This window comes from Streptomyces alboniger, from assembly GCF_008704395.1.
In the GTDB taxonomy this organism is placed as follows: domain Bacteria; phylum Actinomycetota; class Actinomycetes; order Streptomycetales; family Streptomycetaceae; genus Streptomyces; species Streptomyces alboniger.
Window position 1 is genome coordinate 5,227,679 of record NZ_CP023695.1, and the last position, 25,799, is coordinate 5,253,477.

General features: G+C 70.9%; 18 protein-coding genes and 1 pseudogene. 12 read left to right on the top strand and 7 right to left on the bottom strand.

The window, feature by feature from the left end:
- Window positions 1-9: 9 nt before the first annotated feature.
- From CP975_RS23485 to CP975_RS23495, 3 genes are all read right to left on the bottom strand, one after another.
- Window positions 10-1,539 carry an alpha/beta hydrolase gene (locus CP975_RS23485; RefSeq protein WP_055535865.1) on the bottom strand — a complete coding sequence of 510 codons (1,530 nt, stop codon included), beginning with the start codon at window positions 1,537-1,539 and terminating at the stop codon, window positions 10-12.
- An 82-nt stretch (window positions 1,540-1,621) separates the two neighbouring features.
- A complete protein-coding gene (locus CP975_RS23490; protein ID WP_150477311.1) occupies window positions 1,622-3,169 on the bottom strand; it encodes an alpha/beta hydrolase in 1,548 nt (515 codons plus the stop codon).
- A 171-nt stretch (window positions 3,170-3,340) separates the two neighbouring features.
- Window positions 3,341-6,094, bottom strand: a complete 2,754-nt coding sequence (locus CP975_RS23495) for a lysylphosphatidylglycerol synthase domain-containing protein (protein WP_425474271.1) — start codon at window positions 6,092-6,094, stop codon at window positions 3,341-3,343.
- 212 nt (window positions 6,095-6,306) lie between these two features.
- On the opposite strand from CP975_RS23495, the pseudogene CP975_RS23500 reads away from it, so the two are divergent.
- From CP975_RS23500 to nudC, 6 genes and pseudogenes are all read left to right on the top strand, one after another.
- Window positions 6,307-6,693, top strand: a pseudogene (locus CP975_RS23500) (MGMT family protein); the annotation flags it as partial.
- Between the two features lie 332 nt (window positions 6,694-7,025).
- Window positions 7,026-10,472 (top strand): ATP-dependent helicase, encoded by a 3,447-nt coding sequence (locus CP975_RS23505; RefSeq protein WP_425474332.1) that lies wholly within the window; start codon window positions 7,026-7,028, stop codon window positions 10,470-10,472.
- A gap of 96 nt (window positions 10,473-10,568) precedes the next feature.
- Window positions 10,569-11,270 (top strand): hypothetical protein, encoded by a 702-nt coding sequence (locus tag CP975_RS23510; protein ID WP_055534728.1) that lies wholly within the window; start codon window positions 10,569-10,571, stop codon window positions 11,268-11,270.
- Window positions 11,271-11,353: 83 nt separating this feature from the next.
- Window positions 11,354-14,956, top strand: coding sequence for an ATP-dependent helicase (locus CP975_RS23515; RefSeq protein ID WP_150477314.1), 3,603 nt, complete (start codon window positions 11,354-11,356; stop codon window positions 14,954-14,956).
- A 10-nt stretch (window positions 14,957-14,966) separates the two neighbouring features.
- A complete protein-coding gene (locus CP975_RS23520) occupies window positions 14,967-16,370 on the top strand; it encodes a dipeptidase (RefSeq protein ID WP_055536151.1) in 1,404 nt (467 codons plus the stop codon).
- Between the two features lie 96 nt (window positions 16,371-16,466).
- Window positions 16,467-17,414 (top strand): NAD(+) diphosphatase, encoded by a 948-nt coding sequence (gene nudC, locus CP975_RS23525; RefSeq protein WP_030781009.1) that lies wholly within the window; start codon window positions 16,467-16,469, stop codon window positions 17,412-17,414.
- A gap of 453 nt (window positions 17,415-17,867) precedes the next feature.
- Here the strand turns inward: nudC and CP975_RS23530 are convergent, their stop codons facing one another.
- Window positions 17,868-18,518 carry a class I SAM-dependent methyltransferase gene (locus CP975_RS23530; protein WP_246201610.1) on the bottom strand — a complete coding sequence of 217 codons (651 nt, stop codon included), beginning with the start codon at window positions 18,516-18,518 and terminating at the stop codon, window positions 17,868-17,870.
- A gap of 65 nt (window positions 18,519-18,583) precedes the next feature.
- On the bottom strand, window positions 18,584-19,087 hold the full coding sequence (locus CP975_RS23535) for a glycine-rich domain-containing protein (RefSeq protein WP_246201611.1): 504 nt from the start codon (window positions 19,085-19,087) through the stop codon (window positions 18,584-18,586).
- 216 nt (window positions 19,088-19,303) lie between these two features.
- Between CP975_RS23535 and CP975_RS23540 the strand changes: the two genes are divergently transcribed.
- Window positions 19,304-20,038: a hypothetical protein gene (locus tag CP975_RS23540; protein WP_055536153.1), complete on the top strand. Its 735-nt coding sequence runs from the start codon at window positions 19,304-19,306 to the stop codon at window positions 20,036-20,038.
- Window positions 20,039-20,097: 59 nt separating this feature from the next.
- Here the strand turns inward: CP975_RS23540 and CP975_RS23545 are convergent, their stop codons facing one another.
- Window positions 20,098-20,355 (bottom strand): mycoredoxin, encoded by a 258-nt coding sequence (locus tag CP975_RS23545; RefSeq protein ID WP_055536144.1) that lies wholly within the window; start codon window positions 20,353-20,355, stop codon window positions 20,098-20,100.
- Between CP975_RS23545 and CP975_RS23550 the strand changes: the two genes are divergently transcribed.
- The 5 genes from CP975_RS23550 (at window position 20,354) to CP975_RS23570 (ending at window position 24,385) form a co-directional block, all read left to right on the top strand.
- On the top strand, window positions 20,354-22,714 hold the full coding sequence (locus CP975_RS23550) for an ATP-dependent DNA helicase UvrD2 (RefSeq protein ID WP_150477315.1): 2,361 nt from the start codon (window positions 20,354-20,356) through the stop codon (window positions 22,712-22,714). The two genes, CP975_RS23545 and CP975_RS23550, sit on opposite strands and share 2 nt — an antisense overlap.
- Before the next feature lie 163 nt (window positions 22,715-22,877).
- Window positions 22,878-23,219, top strand: coding sequence for a hypothetical protein (locus tag CP975_RS23555; RefSeq protein WP_055536146.1), 342 nt, complete (start codon window positions 22,878-22,880; stop codon window positions 23,217-23,219).
- Window positions 23,220-23,388: 169 nt separating this feature from the next.
- Window positions 23,389-23,757 (top strand): WhiB family transcriptional regulator, encoded by a 369-nt coding sequence (locus CP975_RS23560; RefSeq protein ID WP_055536147.1) that lies wholly within the window; start codon window positions 23,389-23,391, stop codon window positions 23,755-23,757.
- The gene (locus tag CP975_RS23565) at window positions 23,754-24,077 is read left to right on the top strand and encodes a hypothetical protein (protein ID WP_055536148.1); all 324 of its coding nucleotides are present in this window, start codon (window positions 23,754-23,756) and stop codon (window positions 24,075-24,077) included. The genes CP975_RS23560 and CP975_RS23565 overlap by 4 nt, the downstream gene beginning before the upstream one ends.
- 116 nt (window positions 24,078-24,193) lie before the next feature.
- Window positions 24,194-24,385 carry a hypothetical protein gene (locus tag CP975_RS23570; protein WP_150477316.1) on the top strand — a complete coding sequence of 64 codons (192 nt, stop codon included), beginning with the start codon at window positions 24,194-24,196 and terminating at the stop codon, window positions 24,383-24,385.
- 34 nt (window positions 24,386-24,419) lie between these two features.
- Here the strand turns inward: CP975_RS23570 and CP975_RS23575 are convergent, their stop codons facing one another.
- Window positions 24,420-25,781, bottom strand: coding sequence for an ABC1 kinase family protein (locus CP975_RS23575; protein ID WP_055536149.1), 1,362 nt, complete (start codon window positions 25,779-25,781; stop codon window positions 24,420-24,422).
- Window positions 25,782-25,799 lie beyond the last annotated feature (18 nt).

The window sequence follows — 25,799 nt, forward strand, 5'->3', positions numbered from 1 at the left end:
ATGTGCCGGTCAGGACTCGCAGACCTTGCCGTCCTTCGGAGCCTTGCCCTTCAGCAGGTAGTCGTCGACCGTGTCGTCCACGCAGTCGCTGCCGTTGCCGTACGCGCCATGGCCCTCGCCCTTCCAGGTCATGTGGACGCCGACGCCCTTGCCCAGCTCGTCCGCCATCTTGCGGGCGCCCTCGTACGGGGTGGCCGGGTCGCCGGTGTTACCGATGACCAGGATCGGGGCCGCGCCCGGGGCGCTCACCTCGGGGGAGTCGTGCTGACCGGCCACCGGCCACCGGTGGCACCAGCCCGCCGTGTCCCAGGCCATGAACGCGCCGAAGACCGGTGAGATCCCACGGAACCGGTCCAGACGCTTGCTGGCCTCCTCCGGAGTGGACCGCGCCTTGGCGTCCAGACAGGAGATCGTCCGCTGCGCGTGGTTCTGCGTGCTGTAGCGGCCGGAGGCGTCGCGTTCGTTGTAGGCGTCGGCGAGGCGCAGCAGCGTGGTGCCGTCGCCCTTCTCGGCGTCCTGGAGGCCGCGGGTCAGCGCGGGCCAGGTCTGCTTGCTGTACAGCGTGACCAGGATGCCCGTGCTCGCCAGGGACTCGGTCAGCTTGCGGTCGCCCGAGGTACGCATCGGCTCGGCGTCCAGCCGGTCGAAAAGCTTCGCTATCTTCGCGGTGCCCGCCTTCGGGTCCTGGCCGCGGGACTTGAAGTAGTTGTCGAGGGCGCGCTGGAAGCCCCGCGCCTGGTTCTCCGCGTGGCCGACCGAGTCCGCGCTGGGGTCGACGACCGCGTCCATGGCGAGGCGGCCGACGCGCTTGGGAAACAGGTGTGCGTACGTACCACCGAGTTCGGTGCCGTACGAGACGCCCATGTAGTGCAGCTTGTCGTCGCCGAGGACCTGGCGCATGAGGTCCATGTCGCGGGCGGCCTCGACGGTCGACACATGACCGATGAGCTTCTTCGCACCGCGCGCGCAGCCCGCTCCGAAGTCCGCCGCGTCCTTGAAGTACGCCTTCTCCTCAGCCGGGGTGTCCGGCGTGAGGTCGACCTTCTCCTCGGCGGCCTGGGTGGTCTTGTCGTCGCGGCAGCGCAGGCCCTCGCTGGCGCCGACCCCGCGCGGGTCGAAGCTCACCAGGTCGTACCGCTCGCGCAGAGTGCCGTACATGTCGGCGAAGGACGGCAGCCCGGAGACGCCCGAGCCGCCGGGGCCGCCGAAGTTGAAGACGAGCGAGCCGATGCGGTCGCCCTCGCCGGTGGACTTGCCGCGGATCAGGGCGATGCCGATGGTCTCGCCGTCCGGCTCGGCGTAGTCCAACGGGACCTTGAGGGTGGCGCACTGCCAGCCGGAGCCCGGCGCGGTGCCGCCCTCGGGAGCCTTGCAGCGGTCCCAGTCCAGCTTCTGGGCCGCGAGACCCTTGCCGGCGCCCTTCTCGTCCTGCCTCCCTCGACCCTTGTGGTCATCGGAAGAACCGTCGCAGCCGACAGCGAGCCCCGCCACCAGAATTCCCGCGGCGGCCAGTGCCGCGGACCGTACGTAACGCTGCATGAAGGCGCTTCCCCCCTTGGAAGACAGTCAAGCCATAGTAGGCGGGACCACTGACAGTGACCGGGGTGGGCCGTTCGAGAGGTCAGGAGCAGACGGTTCCGGTCTTTGGGACCTCGCCGTCGAGGAGATAGCCGTCCACCGCCTCGCGCACGCACTTGTTCTTGCTGTCGTAGGCCCCGTGCCCCTCGCCCTTGTACGTCAGCTCGACGCCGACGCCCTTGCCGAGGGCCTCGGCCATCTTGCGGGCGCCCTCGTACGGTGTGGCCGGGTCGCCGGTGTTGCCGATGACGACGATGGGCGGCGCGCCCGCCGCGCCGACGTCCGGGTGGTCGGCCTGTCCCTCGACCGCCCAGTCGGTGCAGGCGAGCATGCCCCAGGCCAGATAGTCGCCGAACAGCGGTGATGCCTTCCGGAAGGCGGGCAGTTTCTCCTCGACGTACCGCGGGGCGTAACGCGCCTTGTCGTCGGCACAGTTGATGGAGACGTTGGCTGCCTGGAGGTTGTTGTACTTGCCGTCCTCGTCGCGGCCGTTCATCGCGTCCGAGAGCGACATCAGGATCCTGCCGTCACCGTCGTACGCCTCTTCGAGGCCTTGGGTGAGGTACGGCCAGAAGTCCTTGGAGTACAGGGCTTGCGCGATGCCGTTGGTGGCCGCGGTCTGGGTCAGCTCGCGGGGCGGGAGGCCGGCGACCGGCTTGCTGTCCAGGTCCTCCAGGAACTGGGCGATCCTGTCCTTCACGTCCTTCTCCGTGTCGCCGACCGGGCAGTCCGCGGCTTTGGAGGTGCAGTCCTTCGCGAAGTTGTCGAGAGCGAGCTGGAACCCCCTGGCCTGACCGAGGGAGCCCTCCTCGGAGGTCTGGGTGGGGTCGACGACCGCGTCGAAGACGGCCCGGCCGACCTTCTTGGGGAACAGGTGTGCGTAGATGCCGCCGAGTTCGGTGCCGTACGAGATGCCGAAGTAGTGCAGCTTGTCGTCGCCCAGGACCTGGCGCATCAGGTCCATGTCGCGGGCCGTGTCGGTGGTGCGGACGTGGGGGAGCGTCTTGCCGGAGTTCTTGTCGCAGGCACTGTTGAACGCCTTGACGCTGTCGACCAGCTTCTTCTTCTCGGCGTCGTCGTCGGGTGTCGAGTCCTGCTGGAAGTACGTGTCGAGCTGTTCGTCGTCCTCGCATTCGATACCCGCGCTGCGGCCCACGCCACGCGGGTCGAAGCTCACCAGGTCGTAGCGGGTGCGCAGGTTGGCGTAGTCCGAACCGAAGGCGGGCAGGGTGGTGATGCCCGAGCCGCCCGGGCCGCCGAAGTTGAAGACGAGCGAGCCGACGCGGTCGCTCTTGTCGCCGCTCGCGGTGGCCTTGATCAGCGCGATGTCGATCGTGCCGCCCTTCGGCTTCGTCCAGTCGAGAGGGGCCTTCATGGTGGCGCACTGCCACTCCCCGCCGCCGGGCAGCGGGGAGGGTGCCTCACCCCCGCCCTCGGATGCGGCGGGAGCGGGGCAGTCCTTCCATTTCAGCTTCTGAGCCGACAGGTCCTCGTCCTCGGAGTCGCTGCCGCCGCACGCCGCGAGCGTGGCGGACAGGAGCAGGGTGGCGGCGGCCAGGGCGCGGGCGCGTGGCTGGGGCTGTGAGGGCATGTGCCCATCCTGCGGGGGGTCCTGACGGGGCGCTCGGGGCGCGGGCCGTGTGGGTGAGGGCGGGGGTGCGTGCCCCTGGGGGGCACGGGGAACCGCGCGACCAGTCACGACGCGCCCGCAGACGACACACTGCGCCCTCCCGCGGAGCGAACCGCCCCACCCGGCGGAGCGCTAAAGCAGGCCCTTCCTTGTGAGGTGGTTGAAGAACAGCCACCCCGGAAGCACCGGAAGCCACAACGTCAGGAGCCGGTAGAGCAGCACCGCGGGCGCCGCCACGTCCTTGGGGACGCCGACCGCGATCAGACCGATCGTCAGCGTCGCCTCCACCGCGCCCACGCCACCGGGCGTCGGCGCCGCCGACCCCAGCGCGTTGCCCGCGAGGAAGACCACCGCGACGCTCGCGAGGCTCAGCGAGGTCATCTGATCATTGCCGAAGGCCCGTACCGAAGCGTCCAGGCAGAGCACGAACATCAGGGTCAGCAGGAGCATCCCGCCGATGCCGGTGAGCAGCTTCTGCGGTCGCTGGAGCACGTCCAGCATGCGCGGCACGACACCCGCGAAAAGCGACCGCACGCGCGTGACGACGAATTTCCGCAGGAACGGGATCGCCGTCACCACGAGGACCAGTACCGCGACCGACAGAAGACCGGCGATGACCGTGCGGGACGGCGTGAACGACGGCGTCTTCTCCGTACCCGTCAGATAACCGAAGACGAGCAGCAGCAGGATGTGCGACCCGAGACCGAAGAGCTGCGAGGCCCCGACGCTCGCCACCGCGAGCCCCGAGCGCACTCCGGAGCGTTGCAGGAACCGCGTGTTGAGCGCGACACCGCCGACCGCGGCGGGCGCGACGATCTTCACGAACGACCCGGCGACCTGCGCCGCCACCGCCCGCAGGAACGGCACCCGTTCCGGCACGAAGCCCAGCAGGCTCATCGCGGCGGCGAAGTAGCTCAGCGCGGAGAACCCGACGGCGGCGGCCACCCACCCCCACTGGGCCTCCTGGAAGAGCGTGCCGAACTCGACGTGCGTGAGCTGTGACAGCAGGAAGTACGCGCCGATCGCACCGGCGATGAAACTGATCAGGGTGCGGGGCCTGATCCGCTGCAACTGCGCGGGCTCAACCGGCGCCGTCGGGCGGATGAGCAGCACCTGGTGGCGGATCTGGGTGAGCAGATCCTCCTCGCGCGCCTGCTCCAGAGCCTCGTCTATGGCCTGCTTCTCGGCCTGCCGCTCCTGCTTGGCGGCCTGCTTCTCCTGCCTCTGGACCTGCTTGTCCGTCTTCTGGACCTGTTTGTCCGTACGGCCGTCCTCGGGCGCCTCATCGGGCACGTCCGCGCGCGCGGCCTGCCGGGACCTGCGGGAGGCCTCCAGGACCGCCTCACGCTCGCGCTGGGACCGTTCACGGGCCAGCTTGCGCAGCGTGCCGCGGGTGGAGCGGGTGAGGGCGATCGGCTGGAGCAGCGGCAGACAGTCGGCCACCGCGTCCGGGCCGAGGATCTCCACGGCGGACGCGACCGCGCGCTCGGCGCCCACGCGCAGGCCGAGGGCGGTCAGCAGCTGGGCGATGTCCATCCGCAGGACCAGGTCGCCCGCGGCGATCTCGCCGCCGCGCAGATCAGTGAGGATCACCGTGCCGGAACGATCCACCAGGACCGCGTCGCCCGCCAGCCTGCGGTGCGCGATCCGGCGGGATTGCAGAGCCCGCACCTGCCGCCAGGTCTCGCACAGCAGTTCGTCGGTGATCGCCTCGTCCGGGAGGGAGTCCAGGGAGCGGCCCCCCGTGTGCTCGTAGACGAGCATCACCGCGTCGGGACCCAGCTCGGAGGTGGCGATCAGCTTCGGCGCGTTGGCGCCGGCGGCGATCGCCGCGTACGCGAGCAGGGCCTCCTGCTCCAGGGCCTGGCGCAGCGACTGGAGGCTGCGCCGCTGGGTGATGCCGCGCAGCGTGAGCCGTCGCCATACGCGGTAGAAGAACCCCTGCGCCTGCTGCTCCCGGTCGATGACCGTGACGTCCAGGGGCGGTCCGTCCTCCAGGGTGACGAAGTAGCGGCGGCCCCGGTCACCGTGCTCGCTGTCCGGGGACTCCTCGCGGGCGGCGCTCACCGGGCGGAAACCGACGTGCCGCAGACCCGCGAGCAGCGTCTGGCCGGTGGGCCGTACGTTCGGCGAGCCGACCGCGTACAGCGTGCCGTACGCCACGGTCCAGCCGATGAGCACCGTCAGCAGGATCGAGAACGGCGTCGTATAGCCGGTGACCAGCATCGTGAACGCGTCGAGCAGCAGCACGACGAAGAGCACCAGGCGCCAGCGCGGTCTGCGCGACATGCCGACGGCCGTCATGTAGGCGATGACGGGTGCGAGGTAGCCGTGCACCGGATCGGTGAAGGCGTGGAGATCGGCGGGGGACGGCTTGGTGAGCGCGTCCTGGATGGAGTCGGGGGCGGCCTTGGCGACCCAGAGGTCGGTGGCCAGGGTCACGCCGTGCGCGAGGACGGCCGCGAGGACGCCGTCGGCGATGCGCAGGCCGTCCCGCTTGATCAGCCGTTCGATGGCGAACGCGACGGGAACGAGCAGCACCCCGATGCTGGCGACGAGACCCGCCACCTTGATCAGCAGGTCGGGTGCCTGCTCCGTGCCCTTGTCGATGTCCTGTTCGAGCCCGGACGTCGTGCCGTGCGCGAACGCGGCGATCGCGAGGAGCACGACGATGGCGAGGACGCCGACGAGCAGCCGCATGAGGTCGGAAGGGCGGTGCACGCGCGCGGAGAGGAGCGGTTCGTCGCCCTCCACACGGTCGGCGTGCGCCCCGCCGTCGGCGCAGTCACCGGGGTCGAAGCACTCGTTGCCGTCCTTCGGGGTGGGCTCACCGGAGTCCAGGCGTGACTCGGACGCAGAGGTGCCCGCCTTCTTATCGGGATGCACGCCCTGCTGCTCCGTCGTCTCTTCTTGATCTCGTATCACCAGTCACCGCCCGCACGATGGTGGCATGCCGGGTCGCTACAGGGAGGCATCAGGGGGCAACGCAAGGACGCGAAGTGGTCACGAAACGACACTTGGCGCCTTCCCGGCGGCGCCGCGGAACGCTCTGCGGTGAGCCGGCCGCGGTGTCGGCGGGGTACGGCAGGATGGTCCGGATGAGCGAGCAGAGCCGAGAGCGACAGGTGCCGCCCGACGATACGGAGCAGGCGCTTCCGGAGTACGCGGAACGGGTTCTGAACGTCGCGGAACTGATCCCTCCGGGGCGCGTGATGACGTACGGGGACGTCGCCGAATGGCTTGAGGAGGGCGGCCCGCGCCAGGTGGGACGGGTGATGGCCCTCTACGGAGGAGGCGTTCCGTGGTGGCGGGTGGTCCGCTCGGACGGTGTCCTGCTGCCGGGCCACGAACTGCGCGCCCTTGAGCGCTACCGCGAGGAGGGCACCCCCCTGCGGCAGGCCTCGCGCGCAGTCCAGGGGCATGTGCCGAAGCTCGACATGCGGCGGGCCCGGTGGGACGGCTGTGAGGTGAGCGACGGGCGTGACCCGAGTGAGATGCGCGACATCGCGGAAGTGGGGGAGGTGCTGTCGGCCCGGCCCGTGAGGGGCGGCGCGCAGCGCGACGCCGCGCAGGGCGACGCCGTGGGTGACGCTCGCCCGCAGGCTCCGGAGGCTCACACCTGACAGCTTCCGCCATCCGGCGGCCCGACGGCGGACCGGTGGCCCGTACGGGGGAAGCCACGCGTCCCCCACGTCCACTGGCGTAGCGTCGACAGCACGCATCCCCGTCACCTCGCGGCCCCCGCGCGGCCACTCCTCGACCAGCACACCCACCAGGACCGGCGACCCACGTGAGCTCCCCCTCTTCCGCTCGGCACATCCGGCACCCGTCGCACCACCAGGTACGACAGGGGACCCCGGACGCCTACCGACTGGTGCGTACGCCGCCGGCCCTGTGGGAGCCCCCTCGCTTGGACGCAGGTCAGCGCGCTGTGGTTGACCATGAGGGCGGACCGCTCCTCGTCCTGGCCGGGCCCGGCACCGGCAAGACCACCACCCTCGTGGAGGCCGTCGCCGCGCGCGTAGCCCGGGGCGCGGACCCCGCCCGGCTGCTGGTCCTCACCTTCAGCCGCAAGGCCGCGGTCGAGCTGCGCGACCGCATGGCGCTGCGCATAGGTGCGGCGCGCGCCCCGCAGGCCACGACGTTCCACTCCTTCTGCTACGCCCTCGTGCGGGCCCACCAGGACGCCGACCTGTTCGTCGAGCCACTGCGGCTCCTGTCGGGTCCCGAACAGGACGTGGCGGTACGTGAGCTGCTGGCGGGCCAGATCGACCTCGCGAAGGAAGGCCGCGGGCACGTCCGCTGGCCGGATGACCTGCGGGCCTGCCTCACCACCCGGGGCTTCGCCGACGAGGTGCGCGCGGTCCTCGCCCGCAGCCGCGAGCTGGGCCTCGGCCCCGCCGCCCTCGACGCCTTCGCCCGCCGCAGCGGACGCCCCGACTGGGGAGCCGCCGCGGCGTTCCTCGCCGAGTACCTGGACGTACTCGACCTCCAAGGGGTGCTCGACTACGCGGAACTGGTGCACCGCGCGGTGCTGCTCGCGCGCCGCCCCGAGGTCGCCCGGGCGCTGGGCACGCACTACGACGCCGTCTTCGTCGACGAGTACCAGGACACCGACCCCGCGCAGGTACGGCTGCTGCACGCGCTCTCCGGAGGCGGCCGCACCCTCGTCGCCTTCGGAGACCCCGACCAGTCGATCTACACCTTCCGGGGCGCCGATGTGAACGGCATCCTGGAGTTCCCCCACGACTTCCCGCGCGCGGACGGCACTCCCGCGCCGGTCGAGGTCCTGACGACGTCCCGCCGGTCGGGCGCGCGGCTGCTCGCGGCCACCCGGCTGCTCACCCGCCGCATGCCGCTGACCAGGCTTCCCGCCGAGAAGGTGCGGGCCCACCGGGAGCTGACGCCGGTCAGGGACGGCGGCGGGGTCGAGGTGTACACGTATCCGACGGCCGGGACGGAACTGGACAACATCGCGGACATCCTGCGCCGCGCACACCTGGAGGACGGCGTCCCCTGGGGCGACATGGCGGTCCTGGTCCGGGCCGGCGCCCGCTCCATCCCCGCGGTCCGCCGCAGCCTCGGCGCGGCGGGCGTCCCCCTGGAGATCGACGGCGACGACATCGCCCTGCGCCATGAGCCCGCGGTGACGCCGCTGCTGACGGCGCTGCGGGTGGTGGCGACGGCGGTCGTTTCGGAGACGGCTGATGCAGAGGTGGCCCCTCCGGAGACGGCCGCTCCGGAGACGGCTGATGCAGAGGTGGTCTCTCCGGAGACGGCCGAAGCGGGGACTGCCCCTCCGGAGACGGATGAAGCGGGTACCGCCTCTCCGGAGAGCGCGGAAGCAGCCGTCGGTCCCGGCACGGAAACCACCGCCCCCTCCTGGCTCGACACCGAGACCGCCCTGACCCTCCTGACCTCGCCCCTGGCCGGGATGGACGCCGCCGACCTGCGCCGCCTCGGCCGCGCCCTGCGCGAGGAGGAGCGCGCGGCGGGCAACCACCTGCCGCCGCCCTCCGACGAGCTGCTGGCCCGCGCCCTCGCCGAGCCGGAGCGGCTCGTGGCCCACGACCCGACGTACGCCCGCGGCGCCCAGCGCCTCGGCGCGCTGCTCCGCAAGGCCCGTGAGCGCCTCGCGGGCGGCGGCACGGCCGAAGAGGCGCTGTGGGAGCTGTGGGACGGCACACCCTGGCCGGGGCGCCTCGAACGCACCGCCCGGCGCGGCGGCGCGGCGGGCCGCAACGCCGACCGCGACCTCGACGCGGTCTGCGCCCTGTTCGCCGCCGCGGCCCGCGCGGAGGAGCGCACGGGAGGCCGCGGCGCGCTCAACTTCCTGGAGGAGACCGAGGCGCAGGACATCGCCGCGGACACGCTCACGCGCCGCGCGGCACGCCCCGACGCCGTACGCCTGATGACGGCCCACCGCTCCAAGGGCCTCGAATGGCGCCTCGTCGTGGTCGCCGGCGTCCAGGAAGGGCTCTGGCCCGACCTGCGCCGCCGCGGCTCCCTCCTGGAGGCCGACCGCATCGGCCGCGACGGTCTCGCCGAACCGCTCACCCCCGGGGCGCTCCTCTCCGAAGAGCGACGCCTCTTCTACGTAGCCGCCACCCGCGCACGTGAACGCCTCGTCGTGACCGCGGTGAAGGCACCCGCGGACGACGGCGACCAGCCCTCCCGCTTCCTCACCGAACTCGGCGTCGAACCCAAGGACGTGACGGGCCGCCCCCGCCGCCCCCTGTCGGTCGCGGCGCTCGTCGCCGAGCTGCGCGCCACCACCGTCGACCCGCGCGTCTCGGACACCCTGCGCGAGGCGGCCGCCCAGCGCCTGGCCCGACTCGCCGCGCTCAGCGACAGCGACGGCCGTCCGCTGGTGCCGTCCGCGCACCCGTACCGCTGGTGGGGCATGTACGAGCCGACGGCGAGCGAGATCCCCCTGAGGGACCGCGACAAGCCCGTGGTGCTCTCCGGAAGCGCCCTCGACCAGCTCGCGAACACCTGCTCCCTGCGATGGTTCCTGGGCCGCGAGGTGAAGGCGGACGCGCCCGCGACCGCCGCCCAGGGCTTCGGCAACGTGGTGCATGTCCTGGCCGACGAGGTGGCCTCCGGACGCACCCCCGCCGACCTCGCCGTGCTCATGGAGCGCCTCGACTCGGTGTGGGACGCCCTCGCGTTCGACGCCCCGTGGAAGTCGGCACAGGAGAAGGAGCACGCGCGCGTGGCGCTCGAACGCTTCCTCCAGTGGCACGTCGACTCCAACGGGACCCGCGGCGGACGCACCCCCGTCGCCAGCGAGCACGGCTTCGACGTGACCCTCGAAGCGGGCCCCTACGAAGTACGCGTACGAGGTTCGATGGACCGTGTCGAACAGGACGCGGAAGGCCGTGCCTACGTAGTGGACTTCAAGACCGGCAAACAGGCCCCGAGCACCGCCGAGGTCGCCCGCCACCCGCAGCTCGCCGTCTACCAGCTGGCCGTCCGCGAGGGCGCCGCCGACGACGCCTTCGGAGGGGTACGCCCCGAACCGGGCGGCGCCGAACTGGTGCAGCTGCGCCAGGGCGCCGCCAAGAAGAACGGCGGCGACACCCTCCCCAAGGTGCAGGCCCAGGAGCCCCTCTCCGGAGAGTGGATCGGCGATCTCCTCGCGACGGCCGCGGGCAAGGTCCTGGACGAGCGCTTCACCCCCACCACGGGACAACACTGCACACACTGCGCGTTCCGCGCGTCGTGCAGCGCGCGTCCGGAGGGGCGGCACGTCGTCGAGTAGCCCCGGGGGACAGAGCAGCCCCATGGCCGAATTAAAGTCACCGTAAGAACTTGCTGTGTGCCGACCGAGGCGCACCTTTTTGAGGAGTACGCGTATATGGCAGCCAACCGGAAGCTCCTGGCAGTGGCCGTCGTCTGTGCCGCCGCCGTCATCGGCGTCACGGGCTGCAGCAGCGACGGCGGCGACAAGGACCCCTTCGAGGGCATGAGCGCCGACAAGATCGCCGAGAAGGCCTCCAAGGCGTCCAAGGACGCCGGGTCCTACCGGATGAAGGGCCAGATGAAGCAGAAGGGCGAGGTGAGCGACATCGAGTTCGCGGTCGCCGAGTCCGGTGACTGCACGGGCAAGATGGGCTCGAGCAAGACGGGGAAGGCCGAGTTCCTCTCCGTCGGCAAGTTCACCTACTCCAAGGGCGACGACAAGTTCTGGGAGTCCAAGGGCGGTGGCTCCACGGCCGAACTCCTGAAGGGCCGCTGGGTGAAGACGCCCGCCGAGGGCGACAAGGCCGTCTGCAACCCGGACGACATGTTCAGCAACAAGAACCTCAAGAAGCTGAAGCGGAAGGACGACGCCGAGGTCGGCGGCACGAAGGCGGCCGTGCTGACCCGTAAGAAGGGCGCCGAGACCACCACCTTCTACGTCGCGATGGAGGGCAAGCCGTACTTCCTGAAGGTGGTCAACAAGGGCGCCGACGGCCCCGGCACCGTCACCTTCAGCGACTACGGCAAGCCCGTCGACGTCAAGGCCCCGCCGGCCAAGGACGTCGTGGACCCGGAGAAGCTCTCCTCCGGTTCCTGACCCCACGCACCTCATGAGTGAGCGGTGGCCGCCGGCACCCGGGCAGGTCCCGGTTGTCAGTGGCCACCGCTAGCCTCTCTGACGTGCCACCTCGTATCACCGACCCCGAGCAGCTCAAGGAGCTCCTCGGGATCCCCTTCACCCCGGAGCAGACGGCCTGCATCACCGCGCCGCCCGCCCCGCAGGTGATCGTGGCCGGAGCAGGCTCCGGCAAGACGACGGTGATGGCGGCGCGCGTGGTCTGGCTGGTCGGCACCGGCCAGGTCGCCCCCGAGCAGGTCCTCGGCCTGACGTTCACGAACAAGGCGGCGGGCGAGCTGGCCGAGCGCGTACGCCAGGCCTTGATCAAGGCCGGCGTCACCGACCCCGAGGCCGTCGACCCGGACAACCCTCCGGGCGAGCCTGTCATCTCCACGTACCACGCCTTCGCGGGCCGCCTCCTGACCGATCACGGCCTGCGCATCGGCCTGGAGCCCTCCTCCCGCCTCCTCGCCGACGCCACCCGTTTCCAGCTCGCCGCGCGCGTGCTGCGCGAAGCCCCCGGGCCCTACCCCGCGCTGACCCGGTCCTTCCCCGACCTCGTCAGTGACCTCCTCGCCCTCGACAGCGAGCTGGCGGAGCATCTCGTAAGCCCCGAGCGGCTCCGCGCGTACGACACCGAGCTGCTGCGCACCCTGGACGGCGCGAAGCTCTCCAACGCCGATCTGCGCAAGGTCCCCGACACGGCGGCGGCCCGCCTGGAGCTGGCCGAACTCGTCGGCAGGTACCGCGCGGCCAAGCGCTCCCGCGACCTTCTCGACTTCGGCGACCAGATCGCCCTCTCCGCGACGCTGGCCCGCACCCGCGCGGAGGTCGGCGAGATCCTGCGGGACGAGTTCCGCGTCGTCCTCCTCGACGAGTACCAGGACACGTCGGTCGCCCAGCGCATCCTCCTCTCCGGCCTGTTCGGCGGCGGCACGGGCCACCCGGTGACCGCCGTCGGCGACCCCTGCCAGGCGATCTACGGCTGGCGCGGCGCCTCGGTCGCCAACCTCGACGACTTCCCCGAGCACTTCGCGTACGCCGACGGCCGCCCCGCCACCCGCCACGCCTTGAGCGAGAACCGCCGCAGCGGCGGCCGCCTCCTGGACCTCGCCAACGGCCTCGCGGAGCCCCTGCGCGCCATGCACGCGGGCGTGGAGGCCCTGCGGCCCGCGCCCGGCGCCGAGCGCGACGGCGTGGTGCGCTGCGCCCTGCTGCGCACCCACGCCGAGGAGATCGACTGGCTCGCCGACTCGATCGCCCACCTCGTCCGCACCGGAAAGGCCCCCGGCGAGATCGCCGTCCTGTGCCGCACGGCGACGGACTTCGCCGAGATCCAGGGCGCGCTCGTCGCCCGCGACGTCCCCGTGGAGGTCGTCGGCCTCTCCGGACTCCTGCACCTCCCGGAGGTCGCCGACCTCGTCGCCGTCTGCGAGGTCCTCCAGGACCCGGGGGCCAACGCCTCCCTGGTGCGCCTGCTCACGGGGCCGCGCTGGCGGATCGGCGCCCGTGACCTCGCCCTCCTCGGCCGCCGCGCCCGCCTCCTCGTACGCCCCGGGCACACCGCCCCCGACGACCCGGACCGGCGCCTCGCCGAGGCCGTCGAAGGGGTCGACCCCGCGGAGGTGATATCGCTCGCGGACGCCCTCGACACGTTCCTGGAGACGCCCCTGAACCAGCACGACGTCTCCGGAGGGGACGACGGACTGCCCTTCTCGGCGGACGCCAGGGTCCGCTTCGCGCGGCTCGCCGCCGAGCTGCGCGAGCTGCGCCGGTCGCTGTCCGATCCGCTGATGGACGTCCTGCACCGCGTCCTCGCCGTCACCGGCCTCGAAGTCGAGCTGTCCGCCTCACCGGGCGCCCTCGCGGCCCGCCGCCGCGAGACCCTGTCCAACTTCCTGGACGTCGCCGCCTCCTTCGCCGCGAACGGCAACGGCGCGACGCTGCTGGCCTTCCTCGGCTTCCTGCGCACCGCCGCGCAGTACGAGAAGGGCCTCGACAACGCCCTGCCGGGCGGTGAGAACACCGTCAAGGTGCTCACCGCCCACAAGTCCAAGGGCCTGGAGTGGGACGTGGTCGCCGTCCCCGGCCTGGTCAACGGCGTCTTCCCGAGCACACAGGGGCGCGAGAAGTGGACCGCCCAGGCCAAGGTCGTCCCGCACGAACTGCGCGGCGACGCGGCCACCCTGCCCGACATCGACGCGTGGGACGCCAAGGGCATGAAGGCCTTCCACGAAGCCATGAAGGACCACCAGCGCACCGAGGAGCTGCGCCTCGGCTACGTCACGTTCACCCGCCCCCGCTCCCTGCTCCTCGGCTCGGGCCACTGGTGGGGGCCCTCCCAGAAGAAGCCGCGCGGCCCCTCGGACTTCCTGTCGGCCCTGCACGACCACTGCGCGGCGGGTCACGGCGAGATCGAGGCCTGGGCGGACGAACCCGCCGAGGACGAAGAGAACCCCGCCCTGCGGGAGGACACCGCCGACCAGGCGTGGCCGCTCCCGCTGGACGACGACGCCCTGGCCCGCCGCCGTGCCGCCGCCCGGACCGTCCTCGACCACCTGGAGCGCCTGACGGGGGAGGGCACGCCGGACCCCGCCCGCTCCCACGAGGAAGCCCACCCCTCGGCGTACGACGACGTGCCTCCGGCCGACGACCCGGAGTGGCCGCTCCCTCCGGAGGACGAAGACGTCCTTTACGGAGACGCCGATTTTCCCGAGTCTCCCGACTTTCCCGACATCGAGCCGGTGGACTGGGACCTACTGCCGACGGAGCGCCCGGCGATCCCGCACCCCGCGGACGCCCCCGAAGTCCCGGCGGGGGCAAGCGGCCCCACCGACCACGCCGCTCACGCGCGCGTGCCGCTCCCCGCGCAACCCTCTGAGGCCCGCCCGCACCCCGCGGGCCGCGGCCAGGACCCCGACCGTGTCCCGAGCACCCGCCTCACCCCGGAAGAGGCCCGCACCCTCGCCTCCTGGGACCGCGATCTGGACGCCCTCACCGGAGAGCTCCTGCGCGCCCGCGAGGCCGTCAGGGACGTTCCCGTACCGCCCTCGCTCACCGCGTCCGAGCTGATGCGCCTGGCCGCCGACCCCGACGGCTTCGCCAAGGACCTCGCCCGGCCCATGCCCCGCCCGCCCCAGCCCGCCGCCCGCCGGGGCACCCGCTTCCACGCCTGGGTCGAGTCCCGCTTCGAAGAGCTGACCCTGCCGATGCTCGACCCGGAGGACCTTCCGGGCGGCGGCCCCGGCGAGGCCGAGATCGCCGACGAGCGCGACCTCGAAGCCCTCAAGGAAGCCTTCGAACGCACCGAGTACGCCCGCCGCACGCCCTACCGCGTCGAGGTGCCCTTCCAGTTCGTCATCGCCCACCGCGTGATCCGCGGTCGCATCGACGCCGTCTACAAGGAAGGCGACGGCGACGACACGACGTACGAGATCGTCGACTGGAAGACCAGCCGCACCCGTAGCGCGGACCCCCTCCAGCTCGCCGTCTACCGCCTCGCCTGGGCCGAGCAGCAGGGCGTCCCCCTGGAGTCGGTGAAGGCCGCCTTTTTGTACGTGCGCAGCGGGGAGACCGCCCGCCCCGGAAACCTCCCGGGCCGCGCCGATCTCGAGCGCCTCCTGCTCGGAGAAGGGCCGGACGAGCCCACCCCGGATGGCGGATAGGCTCGTGACCATGAGCGAGACACCGGACAGCGCCGTCCGCACGTACATCGAGAACCACCGCGCCGCATTCCTCCAGGACCTCGCGGAGTGGCTGCGCATCCCGTCCGTGTCGGCCCAGCCCGACCACGCCGAGGACGTGCGACGCAGCGCCGAGTGGCTCGCCGGCCGGCTCAAGGAGACCGGGTTCCCGACCGCGGAGGTCTGGCAGACCCCCGGAGCACCCGCCGTCTTCGCCGAGTGGCCGTCGGGCGACCCGCACGCCCCCACGGTCCTCGTCTACGGCCACCACGACGTGCAGCCCGCGGCCCGTGAGGACGGCTGGCACACCGACCCCTTCGAGCCCGTCCTCCAGGAAAACCGCCTCTACGCGCGCGGGGCGGCCGACGACAAGGGCCAGGTCTTCTTCCACACCCTCGGCGTGCGCGCCCACCTCGCCGCCACCGGCCGCACCGCCCCCGCCGTGAACCTGAAACTGCTCATCGAGGGCGAGGAGGAGTCCGGCTCCCCGCACTTCCGCGAGCTGATCGAGACCCACAAGGACCGCATCGCCGCCGACGCGGTGATCGTCTCCGACACCGGCATGTGGTCGAAGGACACCCCGACCGTCTGCACCGGCATGCGCGGCCTCGCGGAGTGCGAGATCGTGCTGCACGGCCCGGACCAGGACATCCACTCCGGTTCGTTCGGCGGCGCGGTGCCGAACCCCGCCACCGAGATCGCCCGCCTGGTCGCCGCCCTGCACGACGAGAACGGACACGTGGCGATCCCCGGCTTCTACGAAGGCATCACGGAACTGACCGACCAGGAGCGCGAACTCCTCGCCGAACTGCCCTTCGACGAGGAGAGCTGGCTGCGGACCGCCAAGTCACACGCCACCCACGGAGAGGCGGGGTACTCCACCCTGGAGCGCGTCTGGGCCCGCCCCACCGCCGAGGTCAACGGCATCGGCGGCGGCTACCAAGGAGCGGGCAGCAAGACGATCATCCCGTCGTCCGCCCTGGTGAAGCTCTCCTTCCGGCTGGTCGCGGGCCAGGACTTGGACCACGTCGAGCAGGCCGTACGAGCCTGGGCCGCCGCCACCGTCCCCGCCGGCATCCGCCACACCGTCACCTTCAGCCCCGGCACGCGCCCGTGCCTGACGCCGCTGGACCACCCCGCCCTGCGGTCCGTGGCCCGCGCGATGGGCCGCGCCTTCGAGCAGCCGATCCGCTTCACGCGCGAGGGCGGCTCGGGGCCGGCGGCCGACCTCCAGGACGTCCTCGCGGCGCCCGTGCTGTTCCTCGGCATCTCCATCCCGTCCGACGGCTGGCACGCGCCGAACGAGAAGGTCGAGATCGACCTGCTCCTCAAGGGCGTCGAGACGACCGCCTACCTGTGGGGCGACCTCGCGGAGAACTGGCGCGATGCCCGCTGACCGTCCCCGCCCCGCTGACCGTCCCCGCCCCGCCGAGCACGTCACGCCGCACGCCCTGCTGAGCCACCCATTCCATCGGGGGAGTTGGAAGCACCTGTGACCACCTGGACCGACAGCACCGCAGACCGACCCGTCGCGCTGACCGCGCCGAGCGACATCGACCGTGCGGCCCACCACCGCATGGACGAGGCCTGGCTCGCCGCTGCCTGGAGCCACCCCACCACCCGGGTCTTCGTGGTGTCCGGCGGCCAGGTGCTCATCGACGAGACCCCCGAGGGCCGCACCGAGCTGGTCATGACCCCGTCGTTCGAGGCGCCGCTCACCGAGGCACACCGCTACTTCCTGGGCACCGACGACGACGGCGTCAGCTACTTCGCGCTCCAGAAGGACACCCTGCCGGGCCGCATGGACCAGTCGGCGCGCCCCGCCGGACTGCGCGAGGCGGGGCTTCTGCTCTCACCCCGGGACGCGGGCCTGATGGTGCACGCCGTCGCTCTGGAGAACTGGCAGCGTCTGCACCGCTTCTGCTCTCGCTGCGGCGAGCGCACCGTCATCGCCGCGGCGGGCCACATCCGCCGCTGCCAGGCGTGCGGCGCCGAGCACTACCCGCGCACGGACCCCGCCGTGATCATGGCGGTCAGGGACAGCGAGGACCGCATCCTCCTCGGCCGCCAGGTGCACTGGCCCGAAGGCCGCTTCTCGACCCTCGCGGGCTTCGTCGAGCCGGGGGAGTCCATCGAGCAGTCGGTGCGGCGCGAGGTCTTCGAGGAGGCGGGCGTCACGGTCGGCGATGTCGAGTACGTCGCGAGCCAGCCCTGGCCGTTCCCCTCCAGCCTGATGCTGGGCTTCATGGCCGACGCGACCTCCTCGGAGATCAACGTGGACGGCGAGGAGATCCACGAGGCCCGCTGGTTCTCCCGGGAAGACCTGCGGGCCGCGTTCGAGTCCGGGGAGGTCCTGCCTCCGTACGGCATCTCGATCGCGGCCCGGCTGATCGAACTCTGGTACGGCAAGCCCCTGCCGAAGCCGGGGACCGTCGGCTGATCCCCCCGCGCCGGGGGGATCAGGCGTGCCCGCTCAGACAGACAGCTTCTGCTTGACCTGCGCCAGCGAAGGGTTCGTGAGCGTCGAGCCGTCCGGGAAGGCTGCTTCCACGTGGACTGCCTTGATGCGTTCTCCGGGGGGGGGAGGTTCGGGATAGGTCGAGTCATGCGTGGAGTGGACGCGCGGGGAAGCTGTCGCCGTATTCGAAGCGCACCCCGGCCGTACCCACGGCTGAGAGTTTCCCTGTTGGGAGTTCTTTAATGAGCTGCTCTAGCCGTCCGTCGAGAACGGCCAGCCGTACGGCCTTGTCGTCGCTCTGGACGGTCCGACGCTAAGCACCGGCCCGTACTCGGGGCACAGGACCAGGCGGGTTGTTGACCTGGGTCACGGAGTAGAAGCCCCGGCTTCCCTTTGGTGGGAGGTCGGGGTTCTTTCGTCGGTTGGTGGTCCGTCTCAGACCGCCACGGACGTAACCAGCATCGTTCCCGCTGACTGCCCTTCCGGGGGTGGAAGCACCGTTGCCGACACGTTTCCGAAGCCGTGGTTCTCAAGCATGCGTGACCACTCCTCAGGGGTGTGGTCGTGACGCATCCCTGCCTTGCCGGGGCGTGGTGCTTGGCTTCCGGGGGGGAGGTGGGAGAACGCGAGGATGCCGCCGGTCGTCATGCGGGACCGGATGAGCGGGAGCAGAGTCAAGGGGTCCACGAACCACACAGCCCCGAAGATGGACAGCACCACGTCGAACGACCGTGAGGTGACCCGCAGGAACGCCGTCGCTTCGGCCGTCCGGAACTCAAGGCCCGACAGGTGCCCCCACTGTTCCCGTGCTCTCCCTTCGCGGGCAGGGGCCACGTCCACGCCGACACCGGCAGCGCCGAGCATCACCAGGTGTGCAAGGTTGTTCCCGCTGCCCGATCCAAGCTCCAGGACGGCGCGGCCCGCTACAGGGCCCAGAACGCTCTCGTCCGGCCCATGGTCCGGGTACTGCGTCCAGTTCAGCCAAGAGGTTTCCCCTTTGGTGTTGGTGGCCCGGCGGGGCTTGCTGCCGACTGCGTACTGGTCCCATGACTCAGCCAACGTCATGTGTGTGTTGATCCTTTCCATGCAGGAAGGGGCCCACCCCCTGACGTACGGGGATGAGCCCCAGCTAACCAGCCGTCGAGACGGCGCTACTGCTTCTTCGGGGAGTCGTGACACCCGGCGTGGCACTGGTTGCAGTCCGCCGCGTCGGCCATGCCCCACAGCTCGGCGTCGATCTCGAAACCAGCGGCCTTGATGGTCTTGATCGTCTGGGCCAGAACGAGCGGCATGCCGGTCTTCGGGTCGTGGCCGTCGGCGTGGTCGCCCGCTTGCACGCACGCCGTGTCGGCTGTGCTGCCGGGCAGCTCCGGGACGTGATGGATGTACCGGCCGAAGTGGCGGTTCGTGAAGTGCGTGTAGTGGATCGAGTCCAGCATGAACGAGTGCCAAGCCTCGTCCACGGTGTTCGTCGGCCCCATGAGGAGATCCGGGTTCTCGCCGCAGGTCATCACGAACGCGATGGCCTGACCAAACTTCCGCTCAGCCAGTTCCCGCGTGTTTTGCGGGTCGCGGAGGAGAAACGCTACCTCCCGCTCCCACACGTCCGGGGTGACGTACGCCTTCGGGTCTCGGACCACGAGTAACGTGCTCATCCTTGGTTGCCTCCATCGTTCGTGGTGCTCCGGTTGCCGACCATCGTTGCTAGCCGCGCCGGTCATAACGACGACGTTCAGGGCGTCTCTCGGGTGTCGAAGTGGTGTCACACGATGGGCGTCAAACCGGTGTCATTGGAAGGCGGTTGGGTCTAGCCTCAGGTCGTGACCACGACGGTTCAGCCAAACGATGTCCTGCGCGCTGTTCGGATCGGCATGCGCTTGTCCCAAGACGAGTTCGCCAAGGTGATCAGGGAAGCGGGTCAGGCTCTCAGCGAGCCTAACGACGCGTCGAAGCGGCTCGTCCAGCGTTGGGAATCGGGCCAGACTCGCACCTGTCGCCCGCTGTACGCGCGTGCTCTGGAGAAGGCCACGGGGAAGCCGGTCGAAGCGCTAGGGTTCGCGCTCTCCCTGCCGGGGTCGAGGGTCCACGTCGACGGAGCGGGAGGCCATGACATGGACTCTGGGGGCGACGGCATCACTCAGGCTTCCGGGGGCACGGAGACGGCCTCTCAGCCCCAGGGAGCGATCTTCTCGGGTATCTGGCTCAGCCGGTACGAGTTCTTCTCGTCCAGTCGGTCTCGGACGTTCACAGCCGCTCACCATGTGCTGATCGTGCACCGGGGGAACCGTCTGACGGTCGAGTCTCTGCCGGGTGCGTCGTCCAACCCTGACAGTCCGATCCATCTTGATCTGACGGTGGACCGGAACGTCGCCACGGGATCGTGGACGGAGCAGACGGCCACGGATGGCTACTACCAGGGGGCCCGATACCACGGGGCGATTCAGCTACTGGTCGAACCGACCGGCCGCAGGATGGTGGGGAAGTGGGTCGGGTTCGGCAAGGACTTCGACGTGAACACGGGCCCGTGGGAACTGCGGCTCGTGGATCGGTCGACGGCGCGCGTCGCGGTCGAGCGGTATAGCCGCCCCCCTGAGGAGCAGGCATAGAGGACCGGGCAAGCAGAAGGCCCCCGCCGTAGCGGAGGCCCATCTGTATATGAGGGGGATCAGGCTGCGTCGAGCGCCTGCTTGACCTGAGCGAGCGACGGGTTCGTCATGACCGACTCCGTACCACTGGCGGAAATTACCAGGAGCGTCGGAACCGTCTGGTTTCCGCCGTTCGCCTTCTCGACGAAGGCCGCCGAGTCCGGGTCCTGCTCGATGTTGATCTCCTCGTACGCGATGCCCTCACGGTCCATCTGACCCTTGAGGCGGCGGCAGTAGCCGCACCACGTGGTGCTGTACATCGTCACAGTGCCCGGCATGTGTGTCGTGCTCCTTCGTAGCTGGGGTGCGTCTCGCAATGACACGAACGTACGTGACCCGGCCACCATTCCCGCATTAGTACGACCGCGGGCCCACCCCTGTGGACAACCGGCTCACCCGCCCCCGGCGACCTGGCAGCATGGCAGGGTGACATCAGCAACGCACTCCACCCTCTTCCCGCAGGTCCCGGACTCTGCCGACGCGGTGCTCGCCGGGCTCGACCCCGAGCAGCGCGAGGTGGCCACCGCCCTGCACGGGCCGGTGTGCGTCCTCGCGGGCGCCGGCACCGGCAAGACCCGAGCGATCACCCACCGGATCGCCTACGGGGTGCGTGCCGGCATCCTCCAGCCCGCCAGTGTGCTGGCCGTCACCTTTACCAACCGCGCCGCGGGTGAGATGCGCGGCCGCCTCCGCCAGCTCGGCGCCTCCGGTGTCCAGGCCCGCACCTTCCACTCCGCGGCCCTGCGCCAGCTCCAGTTCTTCTGGCCGAAAGCAGTGGGCGGGTCCCTCCCCAGAATCGTCGACCGCAAGATCAAACTCGTCGCGGACGCGGCCGCAGCCTGCCGCATCCGCCTCGACCGCAACGAACTGCGCGACCTGACCAGCGAGATCGAATGGTCCAAGGTCACCCAGACCGTTCCCGCCGACTACGCCGCGGCCGCGGCCAAATCCGGCCGTGACATCCCCCGCGACCCCGCCGAGATCGCCCAGATCTACGCGGCGTACGAGGACCTCAAGCGCGACCGCGCCGTCATCGACTTCGAAGACGTCCTGCTCCTCGCCGTCGGCATCCTCCAGGACCGGCACGACATCGCCGAACAGGTCCGCGCCCAGTACCAGCACTTCGTGGTCGACGAGTACCAGGACGTGAGCCCCCTCCAGCAGCGCCTACTGGAGCTCTGGCTCGGCGAGCGCGACAGCCTCTGCGTCGTCGGCGACGCCAGCCAGACGATCTACTCCTTCACCGGCGCGACCCCCGACCACCTGCTGAACTTCCGCACCCGCCACCCCGGGGCCACCGTCGTCAAGCTCGTCCGTGACTACCGCTCCACCCCCCAGGTCGTCCACCTCGCCAACGGCCTGCTCTCCCAGGCCCGCGGCCGGGCCGCCGACCACCGGCTGGAGCTGATCTCCCAGCGCGAGCCCGGCCCGGACCCCCTCTACACCGAGTACGCGGACGAGCCGGCCGAAGCCGAAGGCGCCGCCCGCCGTATCCGCGCCCTCCTCGCCGACGGCACCCCCGCCAGCGAGATCGCGGTCCTCTTCCGTACGAACTCCCAGTCGGAGATCTACGAACAGGCACTCGCCGACGCGGGCATCCCCTACCAGCTGCGCGGCGCCGAGCGGTTCTTCGAGCGCACCGAAGTCCGCGAAGCGGGCGCGGCCCTGCGCGGCGCGGCCCGATTCGGGAACAACGACGCCCTCCTGGACGACGTCGTCGACCTGCCCTCCCAAGTCCGCGCCGTGCTCTCGACCAAGGGCTGGACGACCCAGCCCCCCGCGGGCTCCGGCGCGGCCCGGGACCGCTGGGAGTCCCTGGCCGCACTGGTACGCCTCGCCGAGGACTTCGCCCGCGCCACACCGCAGGCCACCCTGGCCGACCTCGTGGCCGAACTGGACGAGCGGGCCAACGCCCAGCACGCCCCCACCGTCGAAGGCGTCACCCTGGCCTCGCTCCACGCGGCCAAGGGACTGGAGTGGGACGCCGTGTTCCTCGTCGGCCTCGCCGAAGGCATGATGCCGATCACCTACGCCAAGACCGACGAGCAGATCGAGGAGGAGCGCCGCCTCCTCTATGTGGGGGTGACCCGCGCCCGCGTCCACCTCTCGCTCTCCTGGGCCCTGTCCCGCTCACCGGGCGGCCGTCCGGGCCGCCGCCCCAGCCGCTTCCTCGACGGGCTGCGCCCCGGCTCAGGAGCGGGGGCGGCAGGCCGCGCCGCGGCCGGCGGTCCCGGCGGCATCGAGCGCGGCAGCGCCCCGGAGGGGGCGGTCGCGGCGGTCGGCACCCGCCGACGCACGAGCCGGGCCCCGGCCCGCTGCCGGGTCTGCGGCCGCACCCTCACCGACGCGGGCGAGATGAAACTCATGCGGTGCGAGGACTGCCCGTCCGACATGGACGAAGGACTCTACGAACGGCTGAGGGAGTGGCGCTCCGCCCAGGCGAAGCAGCTGGGGCAGCCCGCGTACTGCGTCTTCACGGACAAGACCTTGATCGCCATCGCGGAGGCCGTGCCGGACGACGAGGGCGAGCTGGCGCGGATCCCCGGTGTCGGCGTCCGTAAGTTTCACCGCTTCGGCGCCGAGGTCCTCGCCATTTGTGCAGGTCAGGAGGGTGTAAGGGGCGCCGACGGAGAATGATTCAAACTCGTCGAAAAAATAGTTTGCGCATGCGCAAGGAAGACCCATAGGTTCTTAGCACGGGAACGGCGGCTTCTCCGAAGCCCTGGTCCCGTGCTGTACTTGTCAGTCCGCAGGATCGGTTCCGGTCGATCCCCTAGACGCCGAGAGGAGGCGAATTCCAGTGATCACCATCAACGAGAGCTTCATCAGCACCGCCAAAATGACCGATCACTCGGTCGTCGCTTCCTGCCTGCTCGGCTTCTCGAACCAGGGCACCGGTCTGTCCGGCGGCATCCCCGCCATGCGTCCGCTGTCCTCCGCCCTGCCTGTCGCCGGTCTCGCCATTCGTGAGGCCAATGAGGGCAATGAGCGACCGACCGAGGCACCGGAAGCAGCAGTAGCGGAGGCGCAGGCCCAGGCCTATGCCTTTGCGGCGGCCGGTGCCGGATTCCGGAAGCAGACGACGCAGCACCACACGATGTGGGCCTTCCGTGGGCTCGAACCCTGGAGTGATCCAGTCTGATCCTCGATCAGACCGGCGCCTTCAGGGCCGCGGAACCCCACCCGGGATCCGCGGCCCTTCTGTTTTCCCCAAAACAGGGAGACAGAGCGAAGGGGCCAAGAGCAAGACCCGGTACCAGCCGCCAACCGGCCGACCCAGGCCGGCACGACCAGACGAGGAAAACACCACCGTGCAACTTGAAACGCACGCCCCGTCCGTACCGCCTTCACAGACGATCTCCCCGCCCACTCCCACGGAGGACCCGACCTTGACTCCCCTGACCGCGCTCACCGCGCTCGACGACGCCATCGAGAACCTCGGCGTACCCGTTCCCTGCCGTGCCTACGACCCCGAGGTCTTCTTCGCCGAGTCCCCGGCCGACGTCGAGTACGCCAAGTCGCTCTGCCGCACCTGCCCGCTGATGGAGGCCTGCCTCGCCGGCGCCAAGGAGCGGCGTGAGCCGTGGGGCGTCTGGGGCGGCGAGCTGTTCGTCCAGGGTGTCGTCGTCGCCCGCAAGCGGCCCCGTGGCCGCCCGCGCAAGAACCCGGTCGTCGCATGAACATCGCCGGAACAATCGATCGCCCCCTGACGCACGACCCCAAGAAGCAGGCCCCGATGAAGGCAGCCACCAGTGAGCCCGCAGGCTCCGCGACCCGAGACTTCACCACCACCGGCGCCCACGCCTCGCGCCAGAACAGGACCCGAGAGATGCAACTCATCCCAGAAGCCATGGCTCGTGCGCATATGCACGAACGCATGCGCGAAGCCGAGGCGGAACGCCCGGCCGCGCGCCTGATGGCGGCCCGCCGTATGCAGCGCCGCGCGGAGCGCGCCTCGCTGCGTGCCCGGCGCGCGCTCGCCATCGCGGTCATGCAGTAGGAGCCGCACAAGCGGCTCGGCCCATGACAGAACCCGGCGGGGGCCGGTCCGAACGGACCGGCCCCCGCGGTGCGTTGTGCTCACCGAGCGTCCCGAACCGGCGATAGGGTCGGCGGGTGGACCAGCAGAATCCTCAGCCCACGGACGTGGAGAACCTTGTGTGCTCCCGTTGCGGCACGGTCGCCGAAGGCGCGCCAGCGACCTGGACCTGCTCCGTGGAGAACGGCGTCCGCCATTACCTCTGCGAGTCCTGCGCGCGGGAGAACATCAGAGCCATCGAGGGACGCCTCGACTCCGAGTGGTGGTAGCCCCCGGGGGCCTCAGGTCACCCGGCGCTGACGTTCAGGCCTCCGCCGCCGTGTCGCTCTCCGCCTCCTCCGCCTGCACCACGAAGCCGGGCAGCCACTCCTCCAGCTCGGTCCGCATCCGCACCGTCGCGCCCAGCTGGCAGAGCACTCCGATCGTGCTCAGCGTCACACGGTGTATCAGCAGATACGCGGGTGGGAGGTTCAGCCGCTTGCCCAGTTGGTAGGCGGGGGAGCGGGGGTCGGCCACGCGCGCCGCCTGGCTGCGCATCCAGCCCCGGCTGAAGGTGAACTCGTCCACCAGCATCGGCTCGATGATCGGCAGGAGGTAGTCGAGCACCGCGTCCGGTTCGAGTTCGACGGTCTCCTTGACGAAGCCCTCCTCGCACAACATCTCGTAGACCGCATCGGCCTCGCCGTCCAGCGTCATCCGCAGGGATTCGCCGATGGTCGCGGGCAGGCCGCCCGGCAGCCGGTCCACCGTGCCGAAGTCCAGGACGCCGAGCCGCCAGCCGCCCTTCTCGTCCGGCAGCAGCCGGAAGTTTCCGGGGTGCGGGTCGGCGTGCAGCAGTCCTGTGCGCGCCGGGCCCGAGAAGAGAAAGCGGGCCAGCAGCTGGCCCGCCCGGTCGCGCTGCTCCTGTGTGCCGTCCGCTATCACCTCCGACAAAGGCGTCCCGTCGATCCACTCGGTGACCAGGACCTGCTCGCTCTGGTGCACCACCTCGGGCACCATCACGTCGGGGTCGTCGGCGAACTCCCGCGCGTGCGCCTGCTGTGCCTGCGCCTCCAGGCCGTAGTCGAGCTCTTCCGACACCCGGTCTCGCAGCTCTGTGATGAGCGGCTTGATGTCCATTCCAGGGATCAGTGGCCCCAGAAGGCGGGCAAACCGGCTCAGTTGGTTCAGATCAGACAGCAGTGCCTCGCCCGCTCCCGGGTACTGCACCTTGACCGCGACCTCGCGCCCGTCCTCCCAGACCGCCCGATGCACCTGGCCGATCGACGCGGCGGCCGCGGGCTTGTCCTCGAACTCCAGGAACCGCTCGCGCCAGTCCTCGCCGAGCCGCTCCGCGAGCACGGAGTGCACCGTGCTCGTCGGCATCGGCGGGGCCGCCTCCTGGAGTTTCGTAAGCGCTGCGCGGTAGGGCCCCGCGACCTCCTCCGGCAGCGCCGACTCGAAGACGGACAGGGCCTGCCCGAACTTCATCGCGCCGCCCTTGAGTTCGCCGAGGACCTTGAACAGCTGCTCCGCCGTGCGCTGTTGCAGCTCGCGCCCGACGATCTCCGCCGACTTGCCCCCGATCCGCTTGCCGAGCCCCCAGGTCGCGCGTCCCGCGAAGCCGAGCGGCAGCGCGGCCAGTTTGGCGGTTCGGGTGACCGCCTTCCGGGGAAGATCAGACATGCGCCCCTCCAAGTCCCA

What these genes read in the sequence shown, in the direction of transcription:
- CP975_RS23485 (WP_055535865.1), bottom strand. Translation starts at nt 1,539, where the DNA reads ATGCAGCGTTACGTACGGTCCGCGGCACTGGCCGCCGCGGGAATTCTG.
- CP975_RS23490 (WP_150477311.1), bottom strand. Translation starts at nt 3,169, where the DNA reads ATGCCCTCACAGCCCCAGCCACGCGCCCGCGCCCTGGCCGCCGCCACC.
- CP975_RS23510 (WP_055534728.1), top strand. Translation starts at nt 10,569, where the DNA reads ATGGCAGCCAACCGGAAGCTCCTGGCAGTGGCCGTCGTCTGTGCCGCC.
- CP975_RS23520 (WP_055536151.1), top strand. Translation starts at nt 14,967, where the DNA reads ATGAGCGAGACACCGGACAGCGCCGTCCGCACGTACATCGAGAACCAC.
- CP975_RS23530 (WP_246201610.1), bottom strand. Translation starts at nt 18,518, where the DNA reads ATGGAAAGGATCAACACACACATGACGTTGGCTGAGTCATGGGACCAG.
- CP975_RS23535 (WP_246201611.1), bottom strand. Translation starts at nt 19,087, where the DNA reads ATGAGCACGTTACTCGTGGTCCGAGACCCGAAGGCGTACGTCACCCCG.
- CP975_RS23540 (WP_055536153.1), top strand. Translation starts at nt 19,304, where the DNA reads ATGCGCTTGTCCCAAGACGAGTTCGCCAAGGTGATCAGGGAAGCGGGT.
- CP975_RS23550 (WP_150477315.1), top strand. Translation starts at nt 20,354, where the DNA reads ATGTGTGTCGTGCTCCTTCGTAGCTGGGGTGCGTCTCGCAATGACACG.
- CP975_RS23545 (WP_055536144.1), bottom strand. Translation starts at nt 20,355, where the DNA reads ATGCCGGGCACTGTGACGATGTACAGCACCACGTGGTGCGGCTACTGC.
- CP975_RS23565 (WP_055536148.1), top strand. Translation starts at nt 23,754, where the DNA reads ATGAACATCGCCGGAACAATCGATCGCCCCCTGACGCACGACCCCAAG.
- CP975_RS23575 (WP_055536149.1), bottom strand. Translation starts at nt 25,781, where the DNA reads ATGTCTGATCTTCCCCGGAAGGCGGTCACCCGAACCGCCAAACTGGCC.